At 66.1% G+C, this 21,028-nt stretch carries 20 protein-coding genes and 1 pseudogene; 15 read left to right on the forward strand and 6 right to left on the reverse strand.

Annotation, left to right across the window (positions count from 1 at the left end; all coding sequences use genetic code 11):
• Nucleotides 1-200 precede the first annotated feature (200 nt).
• The 6 genes from OIN59_RS01270 to gstA all read left to right on the forward strand — a co-directional run bounded on the left by OIN59_RS01270 (nucleotide 201) and on the right by gstA (nucleotide 4,620).
• Nucleotides 201-794 carry an NADPH-dependent FMN reductase gene (locus OIN59_RS01270; RefSeq protein WP_274106314.1) on the forward strand — a complete coding sequence of 198 codons (594 nt, stop codon included), beginning with the start codon at nucleotides 201-203 and terminating at the stop codon, nucleotides 792-794.
• A 16-nt stretch (nucleotides 795-810) separates the two neighbouring features.
• On the forward strand, nucleotides 811-1,077 hold the full coding sequence (locus tag OIN59_RS01275; RefSeq protein ID WP_274106316.1) for a YkgJ family cysteine cluster protein: 267 nt from the start codon (nucleotides 811-813) through the stop codon (nucleotides 1,075-1,077).
• Between the two features lie 298 nt (nucleotides 1,078-1,375).
• Nucleotides 1,376-2,257, forward strand: coding sequence for an RNA polymerase sigma-70 factor (locus OIN59_RS01280; RefSeq protein ID WP_274106318.1), 882 nt, complete (start codon nucleotides 1,376-1,378; stop codon nucleotides 2,255-2,257).
• Nucleotides 2,258-2,426: 169 nt separating this feature from the next.
• Entirely contained in the window at nucleotides 2,427-2,882 is a 456-nt protein-coding gene (locus OIN59_RS01285; protein ID WP_274106320.1) for a carboxymuconolactone decarboxylase family protein, read from the forward strand.
• A gap of 239 nt (nucleotides 2,883-3,121) precedes the next feature.
• Entirely contained in the window at nucleotides 3,122-3,895 is a 774-nt protein-coding gene (locus OIN59_RS01290; protein ID WP_274106322.1) for a class II aldolase/adducin family protein, read from the forward strand.
• Between the two features lie 116 nt (nucleotides 3,896-4,011).
• The gene (gstA, locus tag OIN59_RS01295; RefSeq protein WP_274106324.1) at nucleotides 4,012-4,620 is read left to right on the forward strand and encodes a glutathione transferase GstA; all 609 of its coding nucleotides are present in this window, start codon (nucleotides 4,012-4,014) and stop codon (nucleotides 4,618-4,620) included.
• A 2-nt stretch (nucleotides 4,621-4,622) separates the two neighbouring features.
• On the opposite strand, the gene OIN59_RS01300 is transcribed toward gstA, so the two are convergent.
• Nucleotides 4,623-5,849 (reverse strand): YbfB/YjiJ family MFS transporter, encoded by a 1,227-nt coding sequence (locus OIN59_RS01300; RefSeq protein WP_274106326.1) that lies wholly within the window; start codon nucleotides 5,847-5,849, stop codon nucleotides 4,623-4,625.
• Nucleotides 5,850-6,010: 161 nt separating this feature from the next.
• Here OIN59_RS01300 and OIN59_RS01305 point away from each other — a divergent pair, with 161 nt between their 5' ends.
• Nucleotides 6,011-7,117 (forward strand): alkene reductase, encoded by a 1,107-nt coding sequence (locus OIN59_RS01305; RefSeq protein WP_274106328.1) that lies wholly within the window; start codon nucleotides 6,011-6,013, stop codon nucleotides 7,115-7,117.
• Between the two features lie 143 nt (nucleotides 7,118-7,260).
• On the opposite strand, the gene OIN59_RS01310 is transcribed toward OIN59_RS01305, so the two are convergent.
• The 4 genes and pseudogenes from OIN59_RS01310 to OIN59_RS01325 all read right to left on the reverse strand — a co-directional run bounded on the left by OIN59_RS01310 (nucleotide 7,261) and on the right by OIN59_RS01325 (nucleotide 12,391).
• Nucleotides 7,261-7,839 carry a hemerythrin domain-containing protein gene (locus tag OIN59_RS01310; protein ID WP_274106330.1) on the reverse strand — a complete coding sequence of 193 codons (579 nt, stop codon included), beginning with the start codon at nucleotides 7,837-7,839 and terminating at the stop codon, nucleotides 7,261-7,263.
• A 186-nt stretch (nucleotides 7,840-8,025) separates the two neighbouring features.
• Entirely contained in the window at nucleotides 8,026-8,403 is a 378-nt protein-coding gene (locus OIN59_RS01315; RefSeq protein ID WP_274107151.1) for a CZB domain-containing protein, read from the reverse strand.
• A gap of 54 nt (nucleotides 8,404-8,457) precedes the next feature.
• A pseudogene (locus OIN59_RS01320) lies at nucleotides 8,458-10,020 on the reverse strand (methyl-accepting chemotaxis protein); the annotation flags it as partial.
• Nucleotides 10,021-10,138: 118 nt separating this feature from the next.
• Entirely contained in the window at nucleotides 10,139-12,391 is a 2,253-nt protein-coding gene (locus OIN59_RS01325) for a heavy metal translocating P-type ATPase (protein ID WP_274106332.1), read from the reverse strand.
• Between the two features lie 167 nt (nucleotides 12,392-12,558).
• On the opposite strand from OIN59_RS01325, the gene OIN59_RS01330 reads away from it, so the two are divergent.
• Together OIN59_RS01330 and cueR are read left to right on the forward strand one after the other, a co-directional pair.
• Nucleotides 12,559-12,762, forward strand: coding sequence for a heavy-metal-associated domain-containing protein (locus tag OIN59_RS01330; RefSeq protein WP_057227851.1), 204 nt, complete (start codon nucleotides 12,559-12,561; stop codon nucleotides 12,760-12,762).
• Nucleotides 12,763-12,873: 111 nt separating this feature from the next.
• Nucleotides 12,874-13,338, forward strand: a complete 465-nt coding sequence (gene cueR / locus OIN59_RS01335) for a Cu(I)-responsive transcriptional regulator (RefSeq protein WP_274107153.1) — start codon at nucleotides 12,874-12,876, stop codon at nucleotides 13,336-13,338.
• Nucleotides 13,339-13,404: 66 nt separating this feature from the next.
• Here the strand turns inward: cueR and OIN59_RS01340 are convergent, their stop codons facing one another.
• Nucleotides 13,405-14,265 carry a TetR/AcrR family transcriptional regulator gene (locus OIN59_RS01340; protein WP_274106336.1) on the reverse strand — a complete coding sequence of 287 codons (861 nt, stop codon included), beginning with the start codon at nucleotides 14,263-14,265 and terminating at the stop codon, nucleotides 13,405-13,407.
• A 155-nt stretch (nucleotides 14,266-14,420) separates the two neighbouring features.
• Here OIN59_RS01340 and OIN59_RS01345 point away from each other — a divergent pair, with 155 nt between their 5' ends.
• Genes OIN59_RS01345 through OIN59_RS01370 form a run of 6 tightly spaced genes read left to right on the forward strand, consistent with a single transcriptional unit; the run spans nucleotide 14,421 to nucleotide 21,025 of the window.
• Nucleotides 14,421-15,284 carry an ABC transporter ATP-binding protein gene (locus tag OIN59_RS01345; protein ID WP_274106338.1) on the forward strand — a complete coding sequence of 288 codons (864 nt, stop codon included), beginning with the start codon at nucleotides 14,421-14,423 and terminating at the stop codon, nucleotides 15,282-15,284.
• On the forward strand, nucleotides 15,284-16,162 hold the full coding sequence (locus OIN59_RS01350) for a branched-chain amino acid ABC transporter permease (protein WP_274106340.1): 879 nt from the start codon (nucleotides 15,284-15,286) through the stop codon (nucleotides 16,160-16,162). Before OIN59_RS01345 ends, OIN59_RS01350 begins: the two co-directional genes overlap by 1 nt.
• A complete protein-coding gene (locus tag OIN59_RS01355) occupies nucleotides 16,162-17,199 on the forward strand; it encodes a branched-chain amino acid ABC transporter permease (protein ID WP_274106342.1) in 1,038 nt (345 codons plus the stop codon). The genes OIN59_RS01350 and OIN59_RS01355 overlap by 1 nt, the downstream gene beginning before the upstream one ends.
• Nucleotides 17,200-17,215: 16 nt before the next feature.
• A complete protein-coding gene (locus tag OIN59_RS01360) occupies nucleotides 17,216-18,397 on the forward strand; it encodes an ABC transporter substrate-binding protein (protein ID WP_274106344.1) in 1,182 nt (393 codons plus the stop codon).
• A gap of 13 nt (nucleotides 18,398-18,410) precedes the next feature.
• A complete protein-coding gene (locus tag OIN59_RS01365) occupies nucleotides 18,411-19,229 on the forward strand; it encodes an ABC transporter ATP-binding protein (RefSeq protein WP_274106346.1) in 819 nt (272 codons plus the stop codon).
• Nucleotides 19,226-21,025, forward strand: coding sequence for an AMP-dependent synthetase/ligase (locus OIN59_RS01370; RefSeq protein ID WP_274106348.1), 1,800 nt, complete (start codon nucleotides 19,226-19,228; stop codon nucleotides 21,023-21,025). Before OIN59_RS01365 ends, OIN59_RS01370 begins: the two co-directional genes overlap by 4 nt.
• Nucleotides 21,026-21,028: the final 3 nt, after the last annotated feature.

A 21,028-nucleotide genomic window follows, 5' to 3' on the forward strand; every position in this document is an offset into this window, starting at 1 on the left:
AAGCGAAGTGGCAGGGGTGCAAGGGAAAACCCACGATTTTCCCACCTTTGCATGCTTTTTGTGCAAAGCCCTGCCCGCAGCGCAACCGCCTCCTCCCTGCCCCGGCATCTGTTCCACGTGAAACAAACACCCGCCAATGCACAAGGAGGCGGCGGCAGCTTGCAGTATTCCTGCCCCGGCTTTGTGCTTCAATGGCCCGCATGACCCAACTCCTCATCTTTGCGGGCAGCACCCGCCAGCAGTCCTTCAACCGCAAACTGGCCCACGCCACCGCCGCCATCGCGCGCGACGCGGGCGCACAGGTCACGCTGCTGGAGCTGTCCGACTTCAACATCCCGCTGTACAACGCCGACCTCGAAGCCCAGGGCACACCGGCCGACGTGATCCGGCTCAAGGAGGTACTGTGGCAGCACCCGGCCTGGATCATCTGCTCGCCCGAGTACAACGGCAGCTACACCGCCCTGCTCAAGAACACCATCGACTGGGCCTCCAGCCCCGTCAAGGGCAACCCCGACTGGCAGGACGGTGGCAAGAGCTTTCGCGGCAAGGTCGTGGGCATGCTGAGTGCCTCGCCCGGCGCCCTGGGCGGCCTGCGCTCGCAAAGCCACCTGGCCCCCCTGCTCATCAACGCCGAATGCTGGCTGGCACCCAAGGCGTTTGCGCTGGGCTCGGCCGGCAGCGCGTTTGACGACAACGGCGCCCTCCTCCAGCAAACCCACAGCGACCGCGTGCGCGCCGTGGTGGACCAGGTGCTATGGGCGGCCAGCCGCCTGCAGCCCGCTGCCGGTCAATAAGTAAGGCGGCCTGCCCATGGACTGCCGCCCCGGCTGCGGCGCCTGCTGCACCGCCCCCTCGATCAGCTCGCCCATTCCGGGCATGCCGCTGGGCAAACCTGCGGGGGTGCGGTGCATCCAACTGGGGGACGATGCGCGCTGCCGCATCTTTGGGCAGCCGGAGCGCCCAGCGGTGTGTGGGGGGCTGATGCCGTCTGCCGAGATGTGCGGCACGAGCAACGCACATGCCATGCAGTATCTGGCGCGGCTGGAGTGGCTCACACAGCCAGGACCCAGCCTGTAGCCTGTCATGCGGGGGCGCACCTGCGCTGCACGCCAGGCACCGGCCGGGGCTCTCCAGCCTCGGCGGCCCCACGGCGAAAACGGTGGGCGCCCGTCGACACCCTTCACCCCCTTTCACCTGGCCCCAGCGTGAGTCCCGGGAGCATTGCAGGTGCTTCAAGGCACAAATAGGCCTCTAGCGCTAGTGCAACATGCGCCAGCAGCTATCAAAATAGTAGTCTGCAAGCAAGAGCGCTGTCACAAACCGCAGGCGTGCGCCGTCTGTGCTTCACTGAAAGCACTCCACCGCCTCCACCACCATGACAACCACTGCCGCCGACCCTTTCACCACCCTGCGCCCCCGCCTCTTCGGCATTGCCTACCGCATGCTGGGCGTGCGGGCCGATGCCGAGGACGTGCTGCAGGACGCCTGGCTGCGCTGGAGCCGCACCGACATCAACGCCCTACAGTCGGCCGAGGCCTGGCTGGTGACCATCGTCACGCGCCTGTCCATCGACCGGCTGCGCGCGCTCAAGGCCGAGCGCGAGGCCTATGTGGGCTGGTGGCTGCCCGAGCCGCTGGTGGAGCTGGATACGCAAACGCCCGAGTCGGCGGCCGAGCTGGCGGGTGAGCTGTCGGTGGCCTTCCTGTACGTGCTGGAGCGGCTGGGGCCCGAAGAGCGCGCGGCCTTTTTGCTGCGCCAGGTGTTTGACTATGACTACCCCGACATCGCCGCGCAGCTGGGCAAAACGGAGGCTAGCTGCCGCCAGATGGTGCACCGCGCCAGCGAGCGCGTGCAGCAGGCGCGCACGCGCTTTGAGGTGCCGCAGGCAGTGCACCACCAGCTGCTGCAACGCTTCATGAACGCCGCCCAGAGCGGCGACCGCTACGCCATCCAGGCCCTGCTGAGCGAAGACGCCCAGCTCATCGGCGACGGCGGCGGCATCGTGCCCTCGTTCCCCAAGCCGCTGGTGGGGCCGTTTCGCATCACCAACCTGTACTGGGCGCTGTTCCGCCGCCTGGGTGCGCAGGTGGTGTACCGCATGGTGCTCATCAACGGCGAGCCGGGCCTGCTGCGCTACGTGGACGGGCGCATCGAGTCGGCCCAGGCGTTTGTGACGGATGGCGAGCACATCGTGGCCATCTACACCGTACGCAACCCGGACAAGCTGGCGAGCATCCCGGCCACGCTGTCGCAATGACTGAATGGCGCCGCTCGCCCAAGCCACCGCGCGCGGGCGGCTGAAAAAACACAGGCGCCCTGTCACAACCCGGCAGGGCGCGGCGTCTTGAAGGGTAGGAAGACGGCAACACACGCACGCCGTCTTTCACACCCGTGTTCAACCCATTGCCATGACCCAGGAGTTCTCCATGTCACAACACAGCGCCCGCCTGCCCTACCACCAGCTCTCGTCCAAGGCCTTCATGGGCCTGGTCAACGTCTCTGAAACCATCAAGAAAGGCCCCCTGGGCACACGCCTGGCCGAGCTGGTCTTCTTGCGCGTCTCGCAGATCAACGGCTGCGCCTATTGCATGGACATGCATTGGAGCGCGCTCGTCAAGGACGGCGCCGACCCACGCCACCTCAATGCCGTGGCCGGCTGGCGCGAGGCACCGTTCTTCAGCGAGCGCGAACGCGCCGCCTTCCGCTGGGCCGAGATCATCACCGCCACGCCCCACAGCGATGCGAGCGATGACGAGTACACCAAGCTGAAGGCCCTGTTCTCCGACGCGGAAATTTCCGACCTGGGATTTGCCATTGCGGTGATCAACGCCTGGAACCTGCTGAACGCGGGCATGCGCGCACCGATTCCGCAGGCCGGTTGACCGCTGGCGGGCACGGGCCGATGAAGGACACGTCGGCCCGTGGGTCCGGCCACAGGGGGTGGCATCACAAAATTAAGTAAAAATGGCCGGTTTCTCCCATGGGTTATGCCTTTATTGCTATCAATATAGAAGCAACAAACACCCCACACCAGGCCCCAGGTGTAGCCTGCCTGACAGACCCGGCGGCGGCCCCACCCTACAGTGGTGTCTTCCCACCCCACAACAACGGAGACACCACCATGCTCAACATCCCCTCGCTGCAGGGCAGCGTCAGCCCCGAAGAATGGCAGCTGCGCTGCGACCTGGCCGCGTGCTACCGGCTCGTCGCGCTGTACGGCTGGAGCGACTTGGTCTTCACCCACATCAGCGCCAAGCTGCCCGAATCGGTGTCGGGGCCGGGTGAGCACCATTTCCTCATCAACCCCTACGGCCTCATGTTCGACGAGATCACGGCGTCGAGCCTGATCAAGGTGGACATGGCGTGCAACAAGCTGCATGACTCGCCCTTCCCGGTGAACCCGGCGGGCTTCGTCATCCACAGCGCCGTGCACGAGGCACGGCCCGAGGCAGGCTGCGTGCTGCACACCCACACGCGTGCCGGTGTGGCCGTCAGCGCGCAAAAGGGCGGCGTGCAGCCCATCAGCCAGCAAAGCACCTTTGTGTTGGGCTCGCTGGCGTACCACGAGTACGAGGGCGTGGCCTTCCGCGACGAAGAAAAGCCGCGCCTGCAGGCCGACCTGGGCGAGGCCAACTTCCTCATGCTTCGCAACCATGGGCTTCTCACCGTGGGCAAGACCATTGCCGACGCCTTCCTGTCCATGTACACCTTCGAGAACACCTGCCGCATCCAGATCGACGCGCAGGCCGGTGGCGAACTCACCCAGGTCAACCCCCAGATCGTGAGCGGCGTGGCCCAGGCCATGCGCGTGCAGACCGGCGGCCTGGGCGGTGCGTTTGCCTGGCCTGCGCTGCTGCGCAAGGTGCAGCGCGACCTGCCAGGCTACGACAGCTAACGCGGCACATCCACGCGGCACCACACAGCGGACGCCGGGGTGGTGCCCCGGCGCCTGCAAGAACCCGGTACAGCGCATAGCATCGGCGGTTTTCGACCGTTTTCAAGGACCGACCCATGAAGCTCTACTACTCCCCCGGCGCTTGCTCCCTGTCTCCCCACATCGCCCTGCAAGAGGCCGGCCTGGCCTACACCCCCGTGCTGGCCAGCACCAAGAGCCACAAGCTGCAGGACGGCACCGACTACTACACCATCAATGCGCTGGGCTACGTGCCCGTGCTGGAGCTGGACAACGGCGAGCGCCTGCGCGAAGGCCCGGCCATCGTGCAATACATTGCCGACCAGGTGCCCGACAAGCAACTGGCCCCCGCCAACGGCACCCTGGCACGCTACCGCCTGCAGGAGTGGCTGACCTTCATCGGCACCGAGCTGCACAAGGGCTTCAGCCCCCTGTTCAACCCCGCCACGCCTGAGGACTACAAGCCGCTGGTGCGCGAGCGGCTGCTGCAGCGCCTGCAGTGGGTGGATGGCCAGCTCGCCGGCAAGCAGTACCTGATGGGCGACCCGTTCACCGTGGCCGACGGCTACCTGTTCACCGTGACCAACTGGACCAAGCCCACTAACCTGGACATCTCAGGCCTGGCGAATCTGGCGGCCTACCGCGAGCGTGTAGGTGCGCGCCCTGCGGTGCAGGCGGCCATGAAGGCCGAAGGCCTGCTGAAGTAAGGCTACAGCGGCTTCTGCCGCCACGCCACCAGCGCCCCCACCCACAACGCGCAGGCCGAGAACACCAGCCCGCGCGCCAAGCCGCCAGGGCCATCGGCGATCCAGCCAACCACCGTGGGCCCCACGATCTGCCCGGCCGCAAACACGATGGTGAACGCACTGATGCCGCTGGCCCACAGCGCCAGCGGCAGGTTGTGCCGCACCAGCGCCGTGGTGGAGGCCACCACCGACAGGAACACCCCGCCAAACAGCAGCCCCGAGGCCAGCACCACCGGCCAGGCCCCCGTGATAGCTGGCAGGATAGTGGCCACGCCCAGCAGCGCATTGAGCCGCGCCAGCGCCTCGCCGCCCCGGCTGCGGTCCAACAGCCCGGCCCAGATGCGCGACGACAGCACCACGGCCAGCCCCAGCAGGGCATAGAACAGCGTCACCTCGCCCGCACCACGGCCCTGCTCGCGCAGCAGCGCCACCACAAACGTCATGTAGCCGATGTAGCCCACCCCAAACAGGCCATAACCCAACAGCGCAGGGGCAAGGGCCTGCCAGCGCACCCGTTCGGGCACTGCAGCCGCCGGTGTGGTCCCGGATGCGGCGGCCACAGGCGCAGCCAACCCGTTCAACACCCGCGCGGGCCACAGCAGCGCCGCCGTGGCCGCCACGCAGGCCAGCGCCAGCGCCCACCAGGCCCAGGTCCAACTGTGGGGCGCTGGTGCTACCGCCAGCACCGCAGGCACCAGCAAGGCCGACAGGCTGATGCCCCAGCCCGTGCCGCCGTAGTACAGGCCCAGCAGCAAACCACTGCGCCCCGGCACCTGGGCGCCCAGCCGCGCCGCCAGCAGGCCACCCGCAATGAACACCAGTGCACTGGCCCCACCGGCCAGCAAGCGTTGCACCAGCAGGGGCGCCGCCTGCGTGAAAAAGCCGCTCAGGCCCATGAACACCGTGGCCATCACCGCGCCAGCCACCAGCACCGCCCCCGGTGCCACACGCCGCAACAGCAAGGGCGTGGCCAGAGCCCCCAGCAGATAGCCCAGCGCGTTCACCGTGTTCATGCCGCCCGCCAGCGTGTACGACCAGCCCAGGTCTTCACGCATGGGTGGCAGCAGCAAGGCATACGCAAACCGTGTGATGCCCAACGAGATGGCCGCGCCCATCGACAAGGCCACGGCCAGCCACAGGCTGCGCAAAGGGGAGACGGGGTGCGGGGCGACAGGTGGTGGCGAAGGCATGGCGGTCCATTCTCGTGCAACCCGCGCCGAGCCGTCGCACACACCATGAGCTAACACAAAACCTTAGCCTTTGTAGACGCGGGTGTGCTGCACGTTTTGCGCCGCAGCATTAAGCTGGAAGGCTGCTTTGTTTGCACGTACCTCTTCAGGACACCCTCACCATGACCTCTTTGTTTGAAACCACCCGCGCGGGCGACCTCCAGCTGGCCAACCGCATCGCCATGGCACCGCTCACGCGCAACCGCTCGCCCGAGGCCATCCCCACCGACCTGGTCGCCACCTACTACGCGCAGCGCGCCAGCGCCGGTCTCATCATCTCCGAGGCCACGGCCATCAGCCCGCAAGCCCAGGGCTATGCCGACGTGCCCGGCCTGTACGGCACCGAACAACTCGACGGCTGGAAGAAAGTGACCCACGCCGTGCATGCAGAGGGCGGCAAGATCGTGGTGCAGCTGTGGCACGTGGGCCGCGTGTCGCACACCGACCTGCAGCCGGGCAACGCCCACCCCGTGGCCCCCTCGGCCATCCGCGCCCACACCAAGACCGTGCTGATCAAGGACGGCGTGCCCACGTTCACCGAGACCTCGCAGCCGCGCGCGCTCGACGCCGAAGAGATCCCCGGCATCGTGCAGGACTACCGCCACGCCGCGCGCAATGCCATTGCCTCGGGCTTTGACGGTGTGGAGATCCACGCCGCCAACGGCTACCTGATCGACCAGTTCCTCAAGACCGGAGCCAACCAGCGCACCGACGACTACGGCGGCAGCATTGCCAACCGCGCCCGCCTGCTGCTGGAAGTGACCCGCGCCATCGTCGAAGAAATCGGCGGCGGCCGCACCGGCATCCGCCTGTCGCCCGTCACGCCCGCCAACGACATCGTGGACACCGACCCCCAGCCGCTGTTTGACCACGTGGTGCGCCAGCTCGCGCCCCTGGGCCTGGCCTACATCCACGTCATCGAAGGCGCCACCGGCGGCCCGCGCGAAGTCGAAGGCCGCCCGTTTGACTACGCCGCCCTCAAGGCCGCCTACCGCGCAGCCGGTGGCAAGGGCGCGTGGATGGTCAACAACGCCTACACCCGCGAACTGGCCGATGCGGCCCTGGCCAACGGCGCCGACATCGTGGCCTTTGGCCGCCCCTTCATCGCCAACCCCGACCTGGTGGCGCGCCTGAAAGCCAACGCCCCGCTCAACGAAGTGAACCGGGCCACGCTGTACGGCGGCGGTGCGGAGGGGTACACGGACTACCCGGCGCTGCAGGCGAGCTGAACACCCCCCCGCTGCGGATCTGCTCCACAACGGTGGATACCGGCGCGCCCCAGGCCAGGGCCGCCGCGCTGGCGGCGTCCCACTTCCCGAATCGCGCAGCGATTCGAGAGAAGGGGGAAGGCGCGCAGCGCCTCAGGGGGTTGTCAACCGAGCCCGATCGGGCTCGGCGCCCGCATCACGATGCGGGTGAACAAACGGTCATACGCCGCATCGCGCGGCTTGCCAGGGGCCAGTGGGTTGGTATTGCTGGCAAACGCCGCGTCGATGGCAGCCCAGTCGTCTGGCAGCAGGGTCTCCTGGGCGGCGGGCAGCACCACGGTTTCTTCCAGGCGCATGTGCTCCAGGTAAAAGCGGATGTAGCGCTCCAGCGCCAATGCAAACGCTTCGCGGCGCGCATCGCCCATCAGCTCCCAGCCCAGCAGCAGGTGCTGCAACTCGCGCACTGCTGCTTCGCCACCATCATGGTCGCGATCCAGCTGCGCGATGACTTCGGCCGCCTGGGATGAACGCTCGGCCACCTTGGGGAACAGCCACTGCGACTCCTTGGGGTGGTGCTGGCGCTCAGGAAACTCGTCGATGTAGAACAGCATGGCCCGCATCACATCAAAGAACGCAGCGGGCTCGTCGCCCGGGCCCTGGTCCAGCATCAGGCGCAGCGAGTGCAGCACCGCCGCGAGTGACGCATGCTCCTCGCGAATGGTTCGCAGACAGATCGACGGCATGGCGCACTCCCCAGGGTGATACGGGGTTCCAAGATTGCCACGATGTGCGCCTATACGGCCTGACACAGATCAAGAGATACAAGGGCTACCCACGCCCCGAGCCACAAGACGCCTCACTCACCTGAACTCACTCACCTGAAGCCAGGATCATCCGACCTATCAGCGGCGGCCCGGATACTCGGTCCCTCAAAGGCTGCTGCGCAGCTGGATGATGGCAGCCCCGACCGCGCTGGATGCCTGCGAGAACGGGGTGTTGCCAGCCAATGCCTGCTCGGCGTCCGCATAATTTCCCCGGTTAATGGTTTGAGCAATAGCGCCCGCCACTTCGTGGAACTCGCGATGCTTGTCCACCAGCGACTGGAAGGCTGGCACAGCGCCATAAGACCCCTGTCCCTTGCCATGCAGCCAACGGCCCAGCTCGCAGCAGTCATCGCGCCTGATCGTGTCGGCATCAAGCTGCTGATGCTTCTTGGCGGCGTCGCGCAACTTGGTGCGCCACTGCGCATGGGCCTTGATGGCCGAATCAAGGTCGACACCCTGGATAGATGGAGCAGCCAGCGCCATGGATGTACCGTGCTGCAGGGCGACCGTCTGCCGCACGCCGACGGCATGCTGATCGTTGGCCAACCGGAACTGCTGCACCACCTGCGACAAGCGCGCGGCCTGCTCGCGCAGCGACTCGGCCGCAGCGGCGGACTCTTCCACCAGCGCGGCGTTCTGCTGCGTCATGCGGTCGATCTCGCCCACCGAGCTGTTCACCTGGCCAATGCCGGCCGACTGCTCGGAGGCTGCCGCCGTGATCTCACCAATGATGTCGCCCACGCGCTGCACGCTGCTCACGATGTCCTTCATGGCCGTGCCCGCTTCTTCCACATGGCGCACGCCGCCGTCCACCGCCGTCACGCTGCTCTGAATCAGGCCCTTGATGTCGCTAGCCGCCGCCGCGCTACGCTGCGCCAGGCTGCGCACCTCGCTCGCCACCACGGCAAAGCCCCGGCCCTGTTCGCCCGCGCGGGCCGCTTCCACGGCCGCGTTCAGCGCCAGGATGTTGGTCTGGAAGGCGATGGAGTCGATCAGGCCAATGATGTCGCCGATCTTGCGGCTCGATGTCGAGATCTCGTGCATGCTGGCCACGGCCTGCTGCACCACGCCACCGCCGTGCGTGGCCATCTGCGACGCCGACGCCGCCAGCTGGTTGGCCATCTGCGAGGACGATGCCGTCTGCTGCACGGTGGATGTGAGCTGCGACAGCGAAGACACGGCCTCCTGCGCATTGCTGGCCGTCTGCTCGGTGCGGTGCGACAGGTCCTGGTTGCCCGTGGCGATCTCCTGGCTGGCCGTGGCGATGTTGCCGCTGGCATCACGCACCTGCGCCACCAGCGAGCCCAGGCCTTGCTGCATGTCGCGCAATGCGCGCTGCAGGTCGGCCACTTCGTCCTTGCCCTCGGCGGCAATGTGCTGCGACAGGTCGCCCCCGGCAATGGCCTGCGCCATCTTGCGTGCATCTTCCAGCGGGCGGCAGATAGAGTTCATGTTCATCAGCGTGGTGGGCACCACCACCACCACCGTGATCAGCACGGCCAGCACAAACAGCCACTTGGTCTGGTCGGACACCAGGCCCTGCTGCTCCACCGACTTGGCGACCTCGGCATGCAACACGCTGTCCAGTTCAGTCATCAGCTTGTCGGCCTCGGCAAACTCGGCCACGGCCTTGCCGCTCATGCGGTTGGCAATGGTGGCCGTGTCGTAACCACTGGCCTCCAGCTGGCGCGCCACGTGCGCAAACAGCTCGCGGTAGCTGTCCAGGCGCTTGACGATGTTGCGCACCACGGGGTTGTCAGAGTCTTCTTCACCGTCCAGAAACTTGTTTGCCGTCTTCTTGGCCTTGTCCTGGCTCTCCAGCCATTTGGCATGTGCGGCCTTCACGGCTTCGGGCTTCTCGTAACCGATGATCATGTCCTTCTCGAACTGGCGGATGGCGCCCATCTCGCCCCGCAACTCGGCCATGTAGCCCACCTTGGCAAACGAGTGGTCCATGAAGTCCTGGCTCATCGCATGGATGCGGAACATGCCCAGCATGCCCGCGCCCCCCAGCAGCCCCAGCAGTCCCAGCACCACGCCAATGGCACCCAGCATGCGCAAACGTATGGTGAACTGCCGCATGAGCGAGAAAAGATTCATGATCTGTCGTCCTTGGTATAACTATGCCGATGCGGTCACCGCACCTCCCCCGAGGCCACGGATTCGCAACAAATCGTTGCAGTTTGCCAGACATCGATGACCGAGCCGTACGTATTTATCACATGCGCCACCGCTTGAGTAAGAGGGCGTTCGCCATCACGCTGACCGAACTGAGCGCCATCGCCGCCCCCGCCACCACGGGGCTCAGAAAGCCCAGGGCCGCCAGCGGGATACCCGCCACGTTGTACGCAAATGCCCAGAACAGGTTTTGGCGGATCTTCATCACCGTGCGGCGCGAAATATCCAGCGCCGCCGCCACCAGCATCGGGTCGCCCCGCATCAGCGTGATGCCAGCCGCGTGCATGGCCACGTCCGTGCCGTTGCCCATGGCCATGCCCACATCCGCCGCCGCGAGCGCGGGGGCATCGTTAACGCCGTCGCCCACCATCGCCACTTGATGGCGCTTGCCGTCCGGCCCCTGTTGCAACGCAGCCACCTTGGCGGCCTTGTCACCCGGCAATACCTCGGCCATCACCTCGCCTGCGTCGGAGTCCAGCCCCAGGCGCCGGGCCATGGCCTCGGCAGCGCCCCGGTTGTCGCCCGAGATCATCACGGTGCGGATGCCACGCGCCTTCAGCGCCGCCAGCGCCTCGCGCGCGCCGGGCTTGGGTTCGTCGCCAAAGGCCATCAGCGCGCGCAGCGCCAGCCCTTCAGTGACACGCTGAGCCACGGCCGACACGGTGGCGCCTTCACGTTGCAAAGCATCGGCACGCTCGGCCAGCGGGCCCAGGGGCACACCCAGCTCCTGCATCCAGCGCAGGCTACCCACCAGGTAGCTCTGGCCGTCCACCTCCCCCTCGGTGCCGCGCCCGGGCACGGCGCGCACGTCCTGTGCGGTGGCCACGCTGATCTGCCGCTCGCCCGCCGCCGCCACCACCGCGCGGGCCAGCGGGTGTTCGCTGCCGCTTTGCACCGCCGCCACGGCCGCCATCACGGCGGCTTCATGAAGGCCGGGCACCACCTCGAACGCGGTCAGCCGGGGCTGGCCCACGGTCAGCGTGCCGGTCTTGTCAAAGGCCACCGTGTCCACCTTGTGGGCCAGCTCCAGCGCCTGCACGTCCTTGATCAAGATGCCGTTCTTGGCCGCCACGCCCGTGCCCGCCATGATGGCCGCCGGTGTGGCCAGGCCCAGCGCACAGGGGCAGGCAATCACCATCACCGCCACGGCGTGAATCAGTGCGGCCTCCATGCCCACGCCCATCCACAGCCAACCCAGCAGCGTGACCACCGCCACCACCAGCACCACGGGCACAAAGACGGCCGACACCTGGTCCACCAGCCGCTGGATGGGCGCCTTGGCCGCCTGCGCGTCTTCCACCAGCCGGATGATCTGGGCCAGCACCGTCTCGGCCCCCACGGCCGTCACGGCCATCACAATGCGGCCGTCACCGTTGATTGAGCCGCCCGTCAGCGCCGCGCCCACATCGCGGGCCACCGGCAAGGGCTCGCCCGTCAGCATGGATTCATCCACCTGCGTGTGGCCCTCGTGCACCGTGCCATCCACCGGAATGCGCTCGCCGGGCCGCACCACCAGCTGGTCGCCCACCAGCACCTCAGACACCGGCACATCCACCTCGCCAGACTTGGAGAGCAAATGCACCACATCCGGCCGCAGCGCATGCAGCGCGCGGATGGCTGCCGTGGTCTGCCGCTTGGCCCGCGCCTCCAGCCACTTGCCCAGCAGCACCAGCGTGACCACCACGGCCGACGCCTCAAAGTACAGATGCGGCGCGTGTCCTTCGTGCGCGGTCAGCCACAGCCACATCGACAGGCCCCAACCTGCACTCGTGCCCATGGAAACCAGTAAATCCATGTTGCCCGACAGCGCCTTGAGCGCGTGCCAGCCCGCCTTGTAAAAGCGCGCACCCAGGATGAATTGCACCGGCGTGGCCAACACAAACTGCACCCAGGCCGGCAGCATCCAGTGTTGGCCAAACAGGTCACCGATCATCGGCAGCACCAGCGGCGCCGACAGCAGCAGGCCAATGCCCACAGGCAGGAACCCCGCCCAGGGCGAGAGGTCCTCCGGTGCATCCTCCTGCCCCGCCGCTCGCGGCTCGTAGCCCGCGTTGCGCACCGCACGGCGCAGCAAAGCCTCCATGGCGGCAGCGTCGGAGCCGACCTGCGTGGCAAAGGCAATGCGGGCGGACTCGGTGGCCAGGTTGACCGAGGCTTCCTGCACACCCGGCACCTTGCGCAGCGCACGCTCCACGCGGCCCACGCAGCTTGCGCAGGTCATGCCAGAAATGCCCAGGTCCAACGAGTGAACGGACTCGGGCGGGGTGTTGGGGGTTGTAGTGATGGTGTTCATGGCGGGGATAGTGATCCTTGACGTGATGGCAAGGTCAAGCATTGACATTGATCAACCCTCACATCATGAGTGTCTTGAACAACGTTTGACTCTGCCACGATGTCAAGCTTCATCATTCATTTCGGTCAATACAACGACCCTCTTGAAAACCAACCCAAGGACACCCGATGACAACCACCACTACGTTCCAAGTTCAAGGCATGACCTGCGGCCACTGCGAACGCGCCGTCACCCAGGCGGTGCAACAGGTCGACCCCAACGCCCAGGTGCGCATCGACCGCGCCAGCGGCAAGGTGGATGTAGACAGCACCGCGCCACGCGAGGCCTTGGCCGCCGCCATTGCCGAAGAAGGCTACACGGTCGCGGCCTGAGCGCTGCGCAACCATTCACCCAGCGAGGGCCACCCCATGACCACGCCCCACCCCACGCACACCACGGCGCCCCCCCCCGCCCAAGGCAGCTCGAGCGCCAGGACCACTGCGATGCCCCGCGCCACATCCTGGCCCGTGCCCATCGGCGTCGCCGCCCAGCGTGCGGGCATCTCGGCGCGCATGGTGCGGCATTACGAATCGCTGGGCCTCATCAGCGGCGTGGCGCGCACCGACAGCGGCTACCGCCAGTACACCGAGGCCGACGTGCACGCCCTGCACTTCATCCGCCGCAGCCGCGACCTGGGCTTCTCGATGGAAGAAATCGCCGAACTGCTGGGCCTGTGGCACGACCACAGCCGCGCCAGCAGCCAGGTCAAGCGCATCGCGCAGCAGCACATCGACAACCTGAGCGAACGCATCGCGCAGATGCAGGCCATGCAGCGCAGCCTGCAAACGCTGGTGTCCTGCTGCCAGGGCAACGACCGGCCGGACTGCCCGATCCTGGACGACCTGGCGGCGGGGCAGGCGGAACACCCTGCCCCCAGGGCTTCACGCAAGACGCTACCAAATCAATAGCTGCCATCGCTTATCCATCAAGCGCTACAGGCCAATTTGGCTTAAATTCTGGCCTGACAAGGCGCATTACCCCCCGCTGGGCCGGGCTGATGACTTGGCTTTGCCGCTCACCGCCCTGCGTTTGGGGGCGGGCACGGCGGCAGCGTCCAGCGATGTGTTGTGCACAGAGCGCCGCAACACCCCATCACACAGCGTCGCAATGCACTGCTGCGCCACCTGCTCAGGCGTGTATTCGCCGCCCGGCTGGTACCAGCGGCCAATCCAGCTCAGCGCGCCAGCAATCACAAACGCCGTCATCTTCGGGTCGCAGGGCTGTAGCGATCCCTCGGCTACGCCTTCGGCCACCAGGCGGCGGAACTCCTGGTCGATGGCGGACTTCAGGCGCCGCAGCTCCTTGCGGCTCTCGGGCGGCAGCTGCTCATCGCCCACACGGATCAGGCACATGCCGAAGTCCTGCGTGACGATGCGCGCGTACACCTGCATGCAGGTCATGAGCTGGTCGATGGCCTTGCCGCCCGCGGCGCGCGAGGCATCGATGCCCTCCAGCATCATTTCCAGCCCCTTGCTCACGCACTGCAGCAGGATCTCGTCCTTGTTCTTCACGTAGTAGTACAGCGTGGGCTTGGTCACGTTCAGGCGCGCGGCAATGTCGTCGAGCGACGTGGCGTGAAAGCCGCGTTCATTGAACAGCTGGGCCGCAGCCTGCAGCACGGCGTTGCGCTTGGCCTCGCGCTGGCGCTCGCGGTGCGACACCGGGGGCCAGGGGGACGCCGCTGCGGCCTGGGCAGGCGCAGGTACGGCCTTGGCCTGCTGAGCCTTTTTGGGCGTTTTGACCGGCTTGGCCTGCTTGGCAGCGGGTGAAACAGACGGCGCTGCGGCGGTGGAGGTAGCGCTGCGGCGGCGGGGTGCCACTTTGGCGTGGGGCATGGATGGCAGTTCCTCGGGAAAGTACGGATGCTGATGAGGGTCGCGGCTTCCAGAATCTACTTGCGAGTAAACAGTTTACGCACAAGTAGGAAATTTCTGTCGGGTCCGAGAGAAATTTCTGCCAAAAGCTGCAGTCAACCCGTATTAGAAAACCAATGGAGACAACCCTTTCCGGCCCCGCTGCTGCCACGCCCCTGCTCCAGGTGCAGGGCGTGACCCTGGCGTTTGGCGGCGTCAAGGCGCTCACCGGCGTGGGGTTTGACGTGTCGCCCGGCTCCATCACCGCCGTCATCGGGCCCAACGGTGCGGGCAAGACCTCGCTGTTCAACACCATCTCGGGCTTTTACCGGCCCAGCCAGGGCTCCATCCGGTTTCAGGGGCAGGACATCACGCGCATCCCGGCGCCGCAGCGCGCCAAGCTGGGCCTGGGCCGCAGCTTTCAGAACATTGCGCTGTTTCGCGGCATGACGGTGCTCGACAACATCAAGCTGGGCCGCCACGCGCACCTCAAAACCAACGTGCTCGACGCCCTGTTCTACCTGGGCCGCGCGCGCCGCGAAGAGGCCGAGCTGCGCCGCGACATCGAGGAGCGCATCATCGACTTCCTCGAAATCGACCACATCCGCCACGCGCCCGTCTCGGCCCTGCCCTACGGCCTGCAAAAGCGCGTGGAGATGGCCCGCGCGCTGGCCATGCAGCCGCAGATCCTGATGCTGGACGAACCCGTGGCCGGGATGAACCGCGAAGAGACCGAGGACATGGCACGTTTCATCCTCGACGTGCGCGAGGAGTGGGGCGTGACGGTGCTCATGGTGGAGCACGACATGGGCATGGTGATGGACCTGTCGGACCACGTGGTGGTGCTCAACTTCGGTCAAGTCATCGCCCAGGGCACGCCTGCCACCGTACAGGCCAACCCCGAGGTCATCCGCGCCTACTTGGGTGCGGGCGATGTGGGGGATCTGCGCGCACGGCTGCGGGCCGGTGGCCAGCCCACCAACACCCAGGGAGCCGCGTGATGGATTGGGCCTACCTGTTTGAAATCAGCCTCACCGGCATCGCGGGTGGCGGCCTCTACGCACTGGCCGCGCTTGCGTTCGTCATGGTCTACAAGGCCACACGGGTGGTGAACATCGCGATTGGCGAAATGCTGATGGTGGGCGCCTACCTGTTCTTCACTTTTGCCGCCACGTTCGCGCTGCCACTGTGGCTGGCCATCCCGGCGGCCGTGCTGGGCACAGGCCTGCTGGGCGCGGTGATCGAGCGCACCATGATCCGACCGCTGCTGGGCGAGCCACCCATCTCCGTCTTCATGGTCACCGTGGGCCTGGCCTCGGTGCTCGTGGGCTTGGTGGAAATGATCTGGACGGCCGACCAGCGCCGCCTGCCCGACTTCATGCCCAGCCAGCCCATCATGGTCGGCGACGCGTTCCTCGCGCCCAAGGTGTTCTGGGGGGCAGTGATTGCCATCGTGTTCATCGCAGCAGTGCTGGTGGTGTTCCGCTTCTGGCGCGGCGGTGTGGCCCTGCGCGCCACGGCCAGCGATCAGGCTGCGGCCTATTCGGTGGGCATCAACGTGCCGCGCGTGTTCTCGCTGGCCTGGGTGGTGTCGGCCATGATCGCCGCTGTCTCCGGGATCATCGTCGGATCGATTGGCGGCATCTCGTCCAGCATGGGCGTGTTCGGCCTGTCGGTGCTGGTCGTCGTCATCGTGGGCGGGCTCGACAGCGTGCTGGGCGCGCTCATCGGCGGCATTCTCATCGGCCTCATCGAAGCGCTGGCCGGGGCCTACCTGGGCGGCGAATACAAGCTGCTGGCCACCTTCATCGTGCTGGTCGCGGTGCTACTGGTGCGCCCGTATGGCCTGTTCGGCACCCATGAGATAGAGAGACTCTGATGCGCATCGGAACCCTCAAGGAAACCTACATCGCCGACGCGGCGCTGTTCGACTCGCGCACGCAAAAGGTGTGGCTGGCCGTGGGCGCAGCGCTGCTGGTGCTGTTCCCGTTCATGGCCAGCGACTACTGGCTGTACCTGGCCTGCCTGGTCAGCATCAACGTGGCCAGTGCCACGGGGCTCAACATCCTCACGGGCTACACAGGCCTCGTGAGCCTGGGGCAGGCGGCGTTCATGGGCCTGGGGGCATACACCGTGGCCGTGCTGGAAACCAAAGTGGGCACGCCCTTTGTGCTCAACCTGCTGGCGGGCGGCTTCGTCGCCATGCTCGGCGGGCTCATCGTGGGCATTCCGTCGCTGCGCGTCAAAGGGCTGTACCTGGCTATCGCCACCATCGCTGCATCGTTCATCGCGCACTTCATCTTTGCCAACTGGAAGTTCACCGGCGGCACCGGTGGCCTGAGCGTGCCGCCCGCCAAGCTGTTTGGCATGCCGCTGGAGACCTCGTTCCGTCTGTACTGGCTCATCGTGCCAGTGACCCTCCTCATGCTGCTGGGCGCGGCCAACCTGTTCCGCACCCGCGTGGGCCGCGCCTTTATCGCCATTCGTGATCGCGACATCTCGGCCGAGGTGCTGGGCATCCCGCTGCTGCGCTACAAGCTGCTGTCGTTTGGGCTGTCGTCGTTCTATGCGGGCGTGGCGGGCGGGCTGTGGGCGTACTTCTTTCGCGTGGTCACGCCCGAGAGTTTTCCGCTGCTCATGTCCATCTTCTTCCTCGCGGCCATCATCGTCGGCGGCATGGGCTCCATCCTGGGCGGCATCCTGGGCGCGGTGTTCATGACCATGGTGCCCGAGCTGCTCAAGCTCGTGGTCGGCCTGCTGCCTGGGGGCGCGGAACTCACCGTGTTCCTCTCGCCCGTGCGCACCGTGATCTTTGGTCTGCTCATCATCGGTTTTCTCGTCTTCGAGCCCCATGGCCTGGCCGAAGTGTGGCGGCGCATCCGTCGTTTCTTCCATCTCTGGCCCTTCCGCAACTAAACCCATAGGAGACAACGTGGACACACAACACACTTCCATCCAGCGCCGCCATTTGCTGCTCGGAGCCGCTGGCGCCGCAGCGCTCGCCAGCCCGCTTTCGGTGCTGGCCCAAGGCGCTGAAGAGATCGTGATTGGCGGCTCCATCCCGCTCACCGGCGTGTTCGCGTTTGCGGGCGTGGGCATCAACGCGGGCATTGGCGACTACGTGAAGATGCTCAACGACGCAGGCGGCATCAAGGGCCGCAAGATCAAATACGTGCCCGAAGACACAGGCTACAAGGTCGATGTGTCCGTGGCCGCGTACAAGAAGATCACCAGCCAGAACAAGGTGAACCTGTATTACGGGGACTCCACGGGTTTCTCCAAAACCATCAACCCCGAGCTGGACCGCGCGGGCACCACGCTGATGGCCGGGGCCTCGTTTGCGTCAGAGCTGAACGACCCTGCCAAGTACCCGAACCAGTTCCTGGTCGGCCCCGACTACACCGAGATGTTCGGCATCCTGCTCAAGCACATTGCCAAGGAAAAGCCCGGTGCCAAAGTGGCATTCGTGTATTCCGATTCGGAGTTCGGCCGCGACCCCATCGAAAAAAGCGAGGCCGCAGCGAAGGCGCTCGGCCTGTCGGTGCCCATCAAGATCATGACGCCCGCCGGCAGCGTGGATGTGTCGGGCGAGGTCATCAAGCTGCGCCGCGCAGCCCCTGACTACACCATCTTTCACGGCTACATCCTCGCGCCCATCCCCGAGTTCATCACCCAGGGCAAGCAGCAGGGCATGACCAGCAAATGGATGGGCACCTTCTGGACCATGGACAGCTCCACCGTCATGAAGATGGGCCCGGACGGCGACGGCTTCATGGGCGTGATGCCCTACCGCTACTACTACGACACCGAGAAGGCGCCCATGCTGGAGAAGATCCGCGCGCTGCGGCCCGAGTACCAGAGCACGGCCTACATCCAGGGCTTCCTGGCCGCCATGCTGTTCACCGAAGCGGCCAAGCGCACGCTGGATGCAGGCAAGCCCCTCGATGGCAAGAACCTCAAGGCCGCGCTCAACAGCATCAAGGACTTCGACACCGGCGGGCTAATTGGCGTGCCGATCACCATCAGCGGCAACTCCATTCCTGTGGGCCGTGTCTATCGCGCCGACATGAAGGCGCAAAAAATGGTCGCCGCGTCCGACTGGATCAAGCTCTGACCCTGCTGTTGCCATGACCCAGCCAACCCCGGCCAACGTCCTCGAAGTCAACAACATCGAGGTCATCTACAACAAGGTGGTGCAGGCCCTGCGCGGCCTGTCGCTGGCCGTGCCGCGTGGGCAGATCGTGGCGCTGCTGGGCAGCAACGGGGCGGGCAAAAGCACCACGCTCAAGGCCATCTCGGGCCTGCTGGCGCTGGAAGACGGCGTGGTGGAGAGCGGCAGCATCCACTTCAACGGCCTGCCCACGGCGGCGCTGGCGCCGCAGCAGCTGGTGCGCAATGGCCTGAGCCACGTGATGGAAGGCCGCCGCGTGTTTGAAGACCTCACGGTCGAAGAGAACCTGGTGGCCGCGACCTATGCGCTTACGGGTCGCAGCGGTGCCGTGCCGGACTTCGACCTGGTCTACAGCTACTTCCCGCGCCTGCATGAGCGGCGCAAGGGCCTGGCAGGCTACCTGTCGGGCGGTGAACAGCAGATGCTGGCCATCGGCCGCGCGCTCATCGCACAGCCCCAGCTCATCCTGCTCGACGAACCCTCGCTGGGCCTGAGCCCCAAGCTGGTGGAAGACATCTTCACCATCATCGCGCGCATCAATGCCGAGCGTGGCACCAGCATGCTGCTGGTGGAGCAGAACGCCACCGTGGCCCTAGCCGTGGCGCACCGGGGCTACATCATGGAGAACGGCAAGATCGTGATCGACGGCACCGCCGAACGCCTGGCCAACGACCCGGATGTGCGCGAGTTCTACCTGGGCATGGGCGGTGGTGGCGAGGCCAAGAGCTTCAAGGACATCAAGCACTACAAGCGCCGCAAGAGATGGCTGTCATGACTCTCCCTGACCTCACCCTGCCCCAGATGCTGCGCGAGCGCGCGCGCACCGATGCGCAGCGCATCGCCATCCGGCAAAAGGACTTCGGTATCTGGAAGCCCTTCACCTGGGCGCAGTACCACCAGCGCGCCAGCCACTTCGGCCTGGGCCTCAAGGCGCTGGGCCTGCCTGCGGGCGGGCATGTGGGCGTGATCTCCGAGAACCGCATCGAATGGGTGCTGGCGCAGATGGGCGCGGGCCTGGTGGGCGCGGTGACGGTGGGCGTGTACCCCACCAGCCCCACCAACGAGGTGGCCTATGTGGTGGGCCATGCCGACATCGAGATCATGGTCTGCGAAGACCAGGAGCAGACCGACAAGCTGCTGGCCGCACTGCCCGAGCTGCCGCGCCTGAAAAAGATCGTGGTCATGGAGACCAAGGGACTGCGCAGCTTTGCGCCCGAGGTGCGCCAGTTCATCACCACGTTTGACGAGGTGGAGCAGCTGGGCGCGGCATCTGGCCAGCGGGCGCTCATTGACGACGCGCTGGCGCGGCAGACGCTGGACGATGTGGGCCTGATGATCTACACCTCGGGCTCCACCGGCAAGCCCAAGGGCGCGATGATTTCGTACCGCAACATCCGGGGCGTGGTGCCCGGCATCGTGGACCGGCTGGAGCTTTCGCGGGACACTACGCACCTGTCGTACCTGCCGCTGTGCCACGTGGCCGAGCAGATGCTGACCACGTTTGTGCCCGTGCACATCGGCTCGCAGGTGAACTTTGGCGAATCCATCCGCACCGTGCAGGAAGACCTGCGCGAGGTCGCGCCCACCATGTTCCTGGGCGTGCCACGCATCTGGGAAAAGCTGCACGCCGCCATCCACATCAAGCTGCAGGAAACGGGTGGCCTGCGCCGCGCGCTGTTCCACAAGGCCTACAACGCCTGCAAGCCGCTCGCCGAAAAGCCGCGCAGCGCCTGGAGCGCTGCCGACAAGCTCATTTATGCCGCCAGCTACTGGCTCATCTTCCGCGCGCTGCAGAACTTCATCGGCCTGCGCAATGCGCATGTAGCGCTTACGGGCGCTGCGCCCATTCCGCCCGACGTGGTGCGCTTTTTCCGCGTACTGGGCGTGCCGCTCATCGAGGTGTATGGCCTGACCGAATCGACCGGCATGGTCACGGGCCATCAGCTGGACCACGTGGTGGTGGGCACCGTGGGCGCGCCCACTCTGGGCGTGGAGCACCGCATTGCCGACAACGGAGAACTCCAGATCAAAGGCGACATGGTGTTTGCGGGCTACTACAAGAACCCCGAGGCCACGGCCAGCAGCATCATCGACGGCTGGCTGCACACGGGCGATGTGGTGCGCGAATCGCAAGGTCAGATCCAGATCGTGGACCGCCTGAAAGACATCATGATCACGGCCGGCGGCAAGAACCTCACACCGTCCGAAATCGAAAACACCATGAAGGGCAGCCCCTTCATCAAGGAATGCATCATCGTCGCCGAGGCGCGCAAGTTTGTCGGCGCGCTGGTGATGATCGACTACGAGACCGTGGGCAAGTGGGCCGAGGCGCGGCGCATTCCGTTCACACACTTTCGCTCGCTGGTGGAGCACCCGGAGGTGCGCGGCCTCATTGATGCCGAAATCAACCAGGGCAACCAGCGCCTGGCGCAGGTCTCGCAGATCCGCAAGTTCCACCTGCTCACCAAAGAGCTGGACCACGACGACGGCGAAGTGACCGCCACCATGAAGGTGCGCCGTTCCAGCATCTACAAGACCTACGCGGCCGAGATCGAGGCGCTGTACCACTAGCCC

This window comes from Acidovorax benzenivorans (assembly GCF_028680575.1).
GTDB classification, from domain to species: Bacteria; Pseudomonadota; Gammaproteobacteria; order Burkholderiales; family Burkholderiaceae_C; genus Acidovorax; species Acidovorax benzenivorans.

Coding starts and splice junctions, on each gene's coding strand:
- OIN59_RS01270 (WP_274106314.1), top strand. CDS start 201: ATGACCCAACTCCTCATCTTTGCGGGCAGCACCCGCCAGCAGTCCTTC.
- OIN59_RS01275 (WP_274106316.1), top strand. CDS start 811: ATGGACTGCCGCCCCGGCTGCGGCGCCTGCTGCACCGCCCCCTCGATC.
- OIN59_RS01280 (WP_274106318.1), top strand. CDS start 1,376: ATGACAACCACTGCCGCCGACCCTTTCACCACCCTGCGCCCCCGCCTC.
- OIN59_RS01285 (WP_274106320.1), top strand. CDS start 2,427: ATGTCACAACACAGCGCCCGCCTGCCCTACCACCAGCTCTCGTCCAAG.
- OIN59_RS01290 (WP_274106322.1), top strand. CDS start 3,122: ATGCTCAACATCCCCTCGCTGCAGGGCAGCGTCAGCCCCGAAGAATGG.
- gstA (WP_274106324.1), top strand. CDS start 4,012: ATGAAGCTCTACTACTCCCCCGGCGCTTGCTCCCTGTCTCCCCACATC.
- OIN59_RS01300 (WP_274106326.1), bottom strand. CDS start 5,849: ATGCCTTCGCCACCACCTGTCGCCCCGCACCCCGTCTCCCCTTTGCGC.
- OIN59_RS01305 (WP_274106328.1), top strand. CDS start 6,011: ATGACCTCTTTGTTTGAAACCACCCGCGCGGGCGACCTCCAGCTGGCC.
- OIN59_RS01310 (WP_274106330.1), bottom strand. CDS start 7,839: ATGCCGTCGATCTGTCTGCGAACCATTCGCGAGGAGCATGCGTCACTC.
- OIN59_RS01315 (WP_274107151.1), bottom strand. CDS start 8,403: ATGGCGCTGGCTGCTCCATCTATCCAGGGTGTCGACCTTGATTCGGCC.
- OIN59_RS01325 (WP_274106332.1), bottom strand. CDS start 12,391: ATGAACACCATCACTACAACCCCCAACACCCCGCCCGAGTCCGTTCAC.
- OIN59_RS01330 (WP_057227851.1), top strand. CDS start 12,559: ATGACAACCACCACTACGTTCCAAGTTCAAGGCATGACCTGCGGCCAC.
- cueR (WP_274107153.1), top strand. CDS start 12,874: ATGCCCCGCGCCACATCCTGGCCCGTGCCCATCGGCGTCGCCGCCCAG.
- OIN59_RS01340 (WP_274106336.1), bottom strand. CDS start 14,265: ATGCCCCACGCCAAAGTGGCACCCCGCCGCCGCAGCGCTACCTCCACC.
- OIN59_RS01345 (WP_274106338.1), top strand. CDS start 14,421: ATGGAGACAACCCTTTCCGGCCCCGCTGCTGCCACGCCCCTGCTCCAG.
- OIN59_RS01350 (WP_274106340.1), top strand. CDS start 15,284: ATGGATTGGGCCTACCTGTTTGAAATCAGCCTCACCGGCATCGCGGGT.
- OIN59_RS01355 (WP_274106342.1), top strand. CDS start 16,162: ATGCGCATCGGAACCCTCAAGGAAACCTACATCGCCGACGCGGCGCTG.
- OIN59_RS01365 (WP_274106346.1), top strand. CDS start 18,411: ATGACCCAGCCAACCCCGGCCAACGTCCTCGAAGTCAACAACATCGAG.
- OIN59_RS01370 (WP_274106348.1), top strand. CDS start 19,226: ATGACTCTCCCTGACCTCACCCTGCCCCAGATGCTGCGCGAGCGCGCG.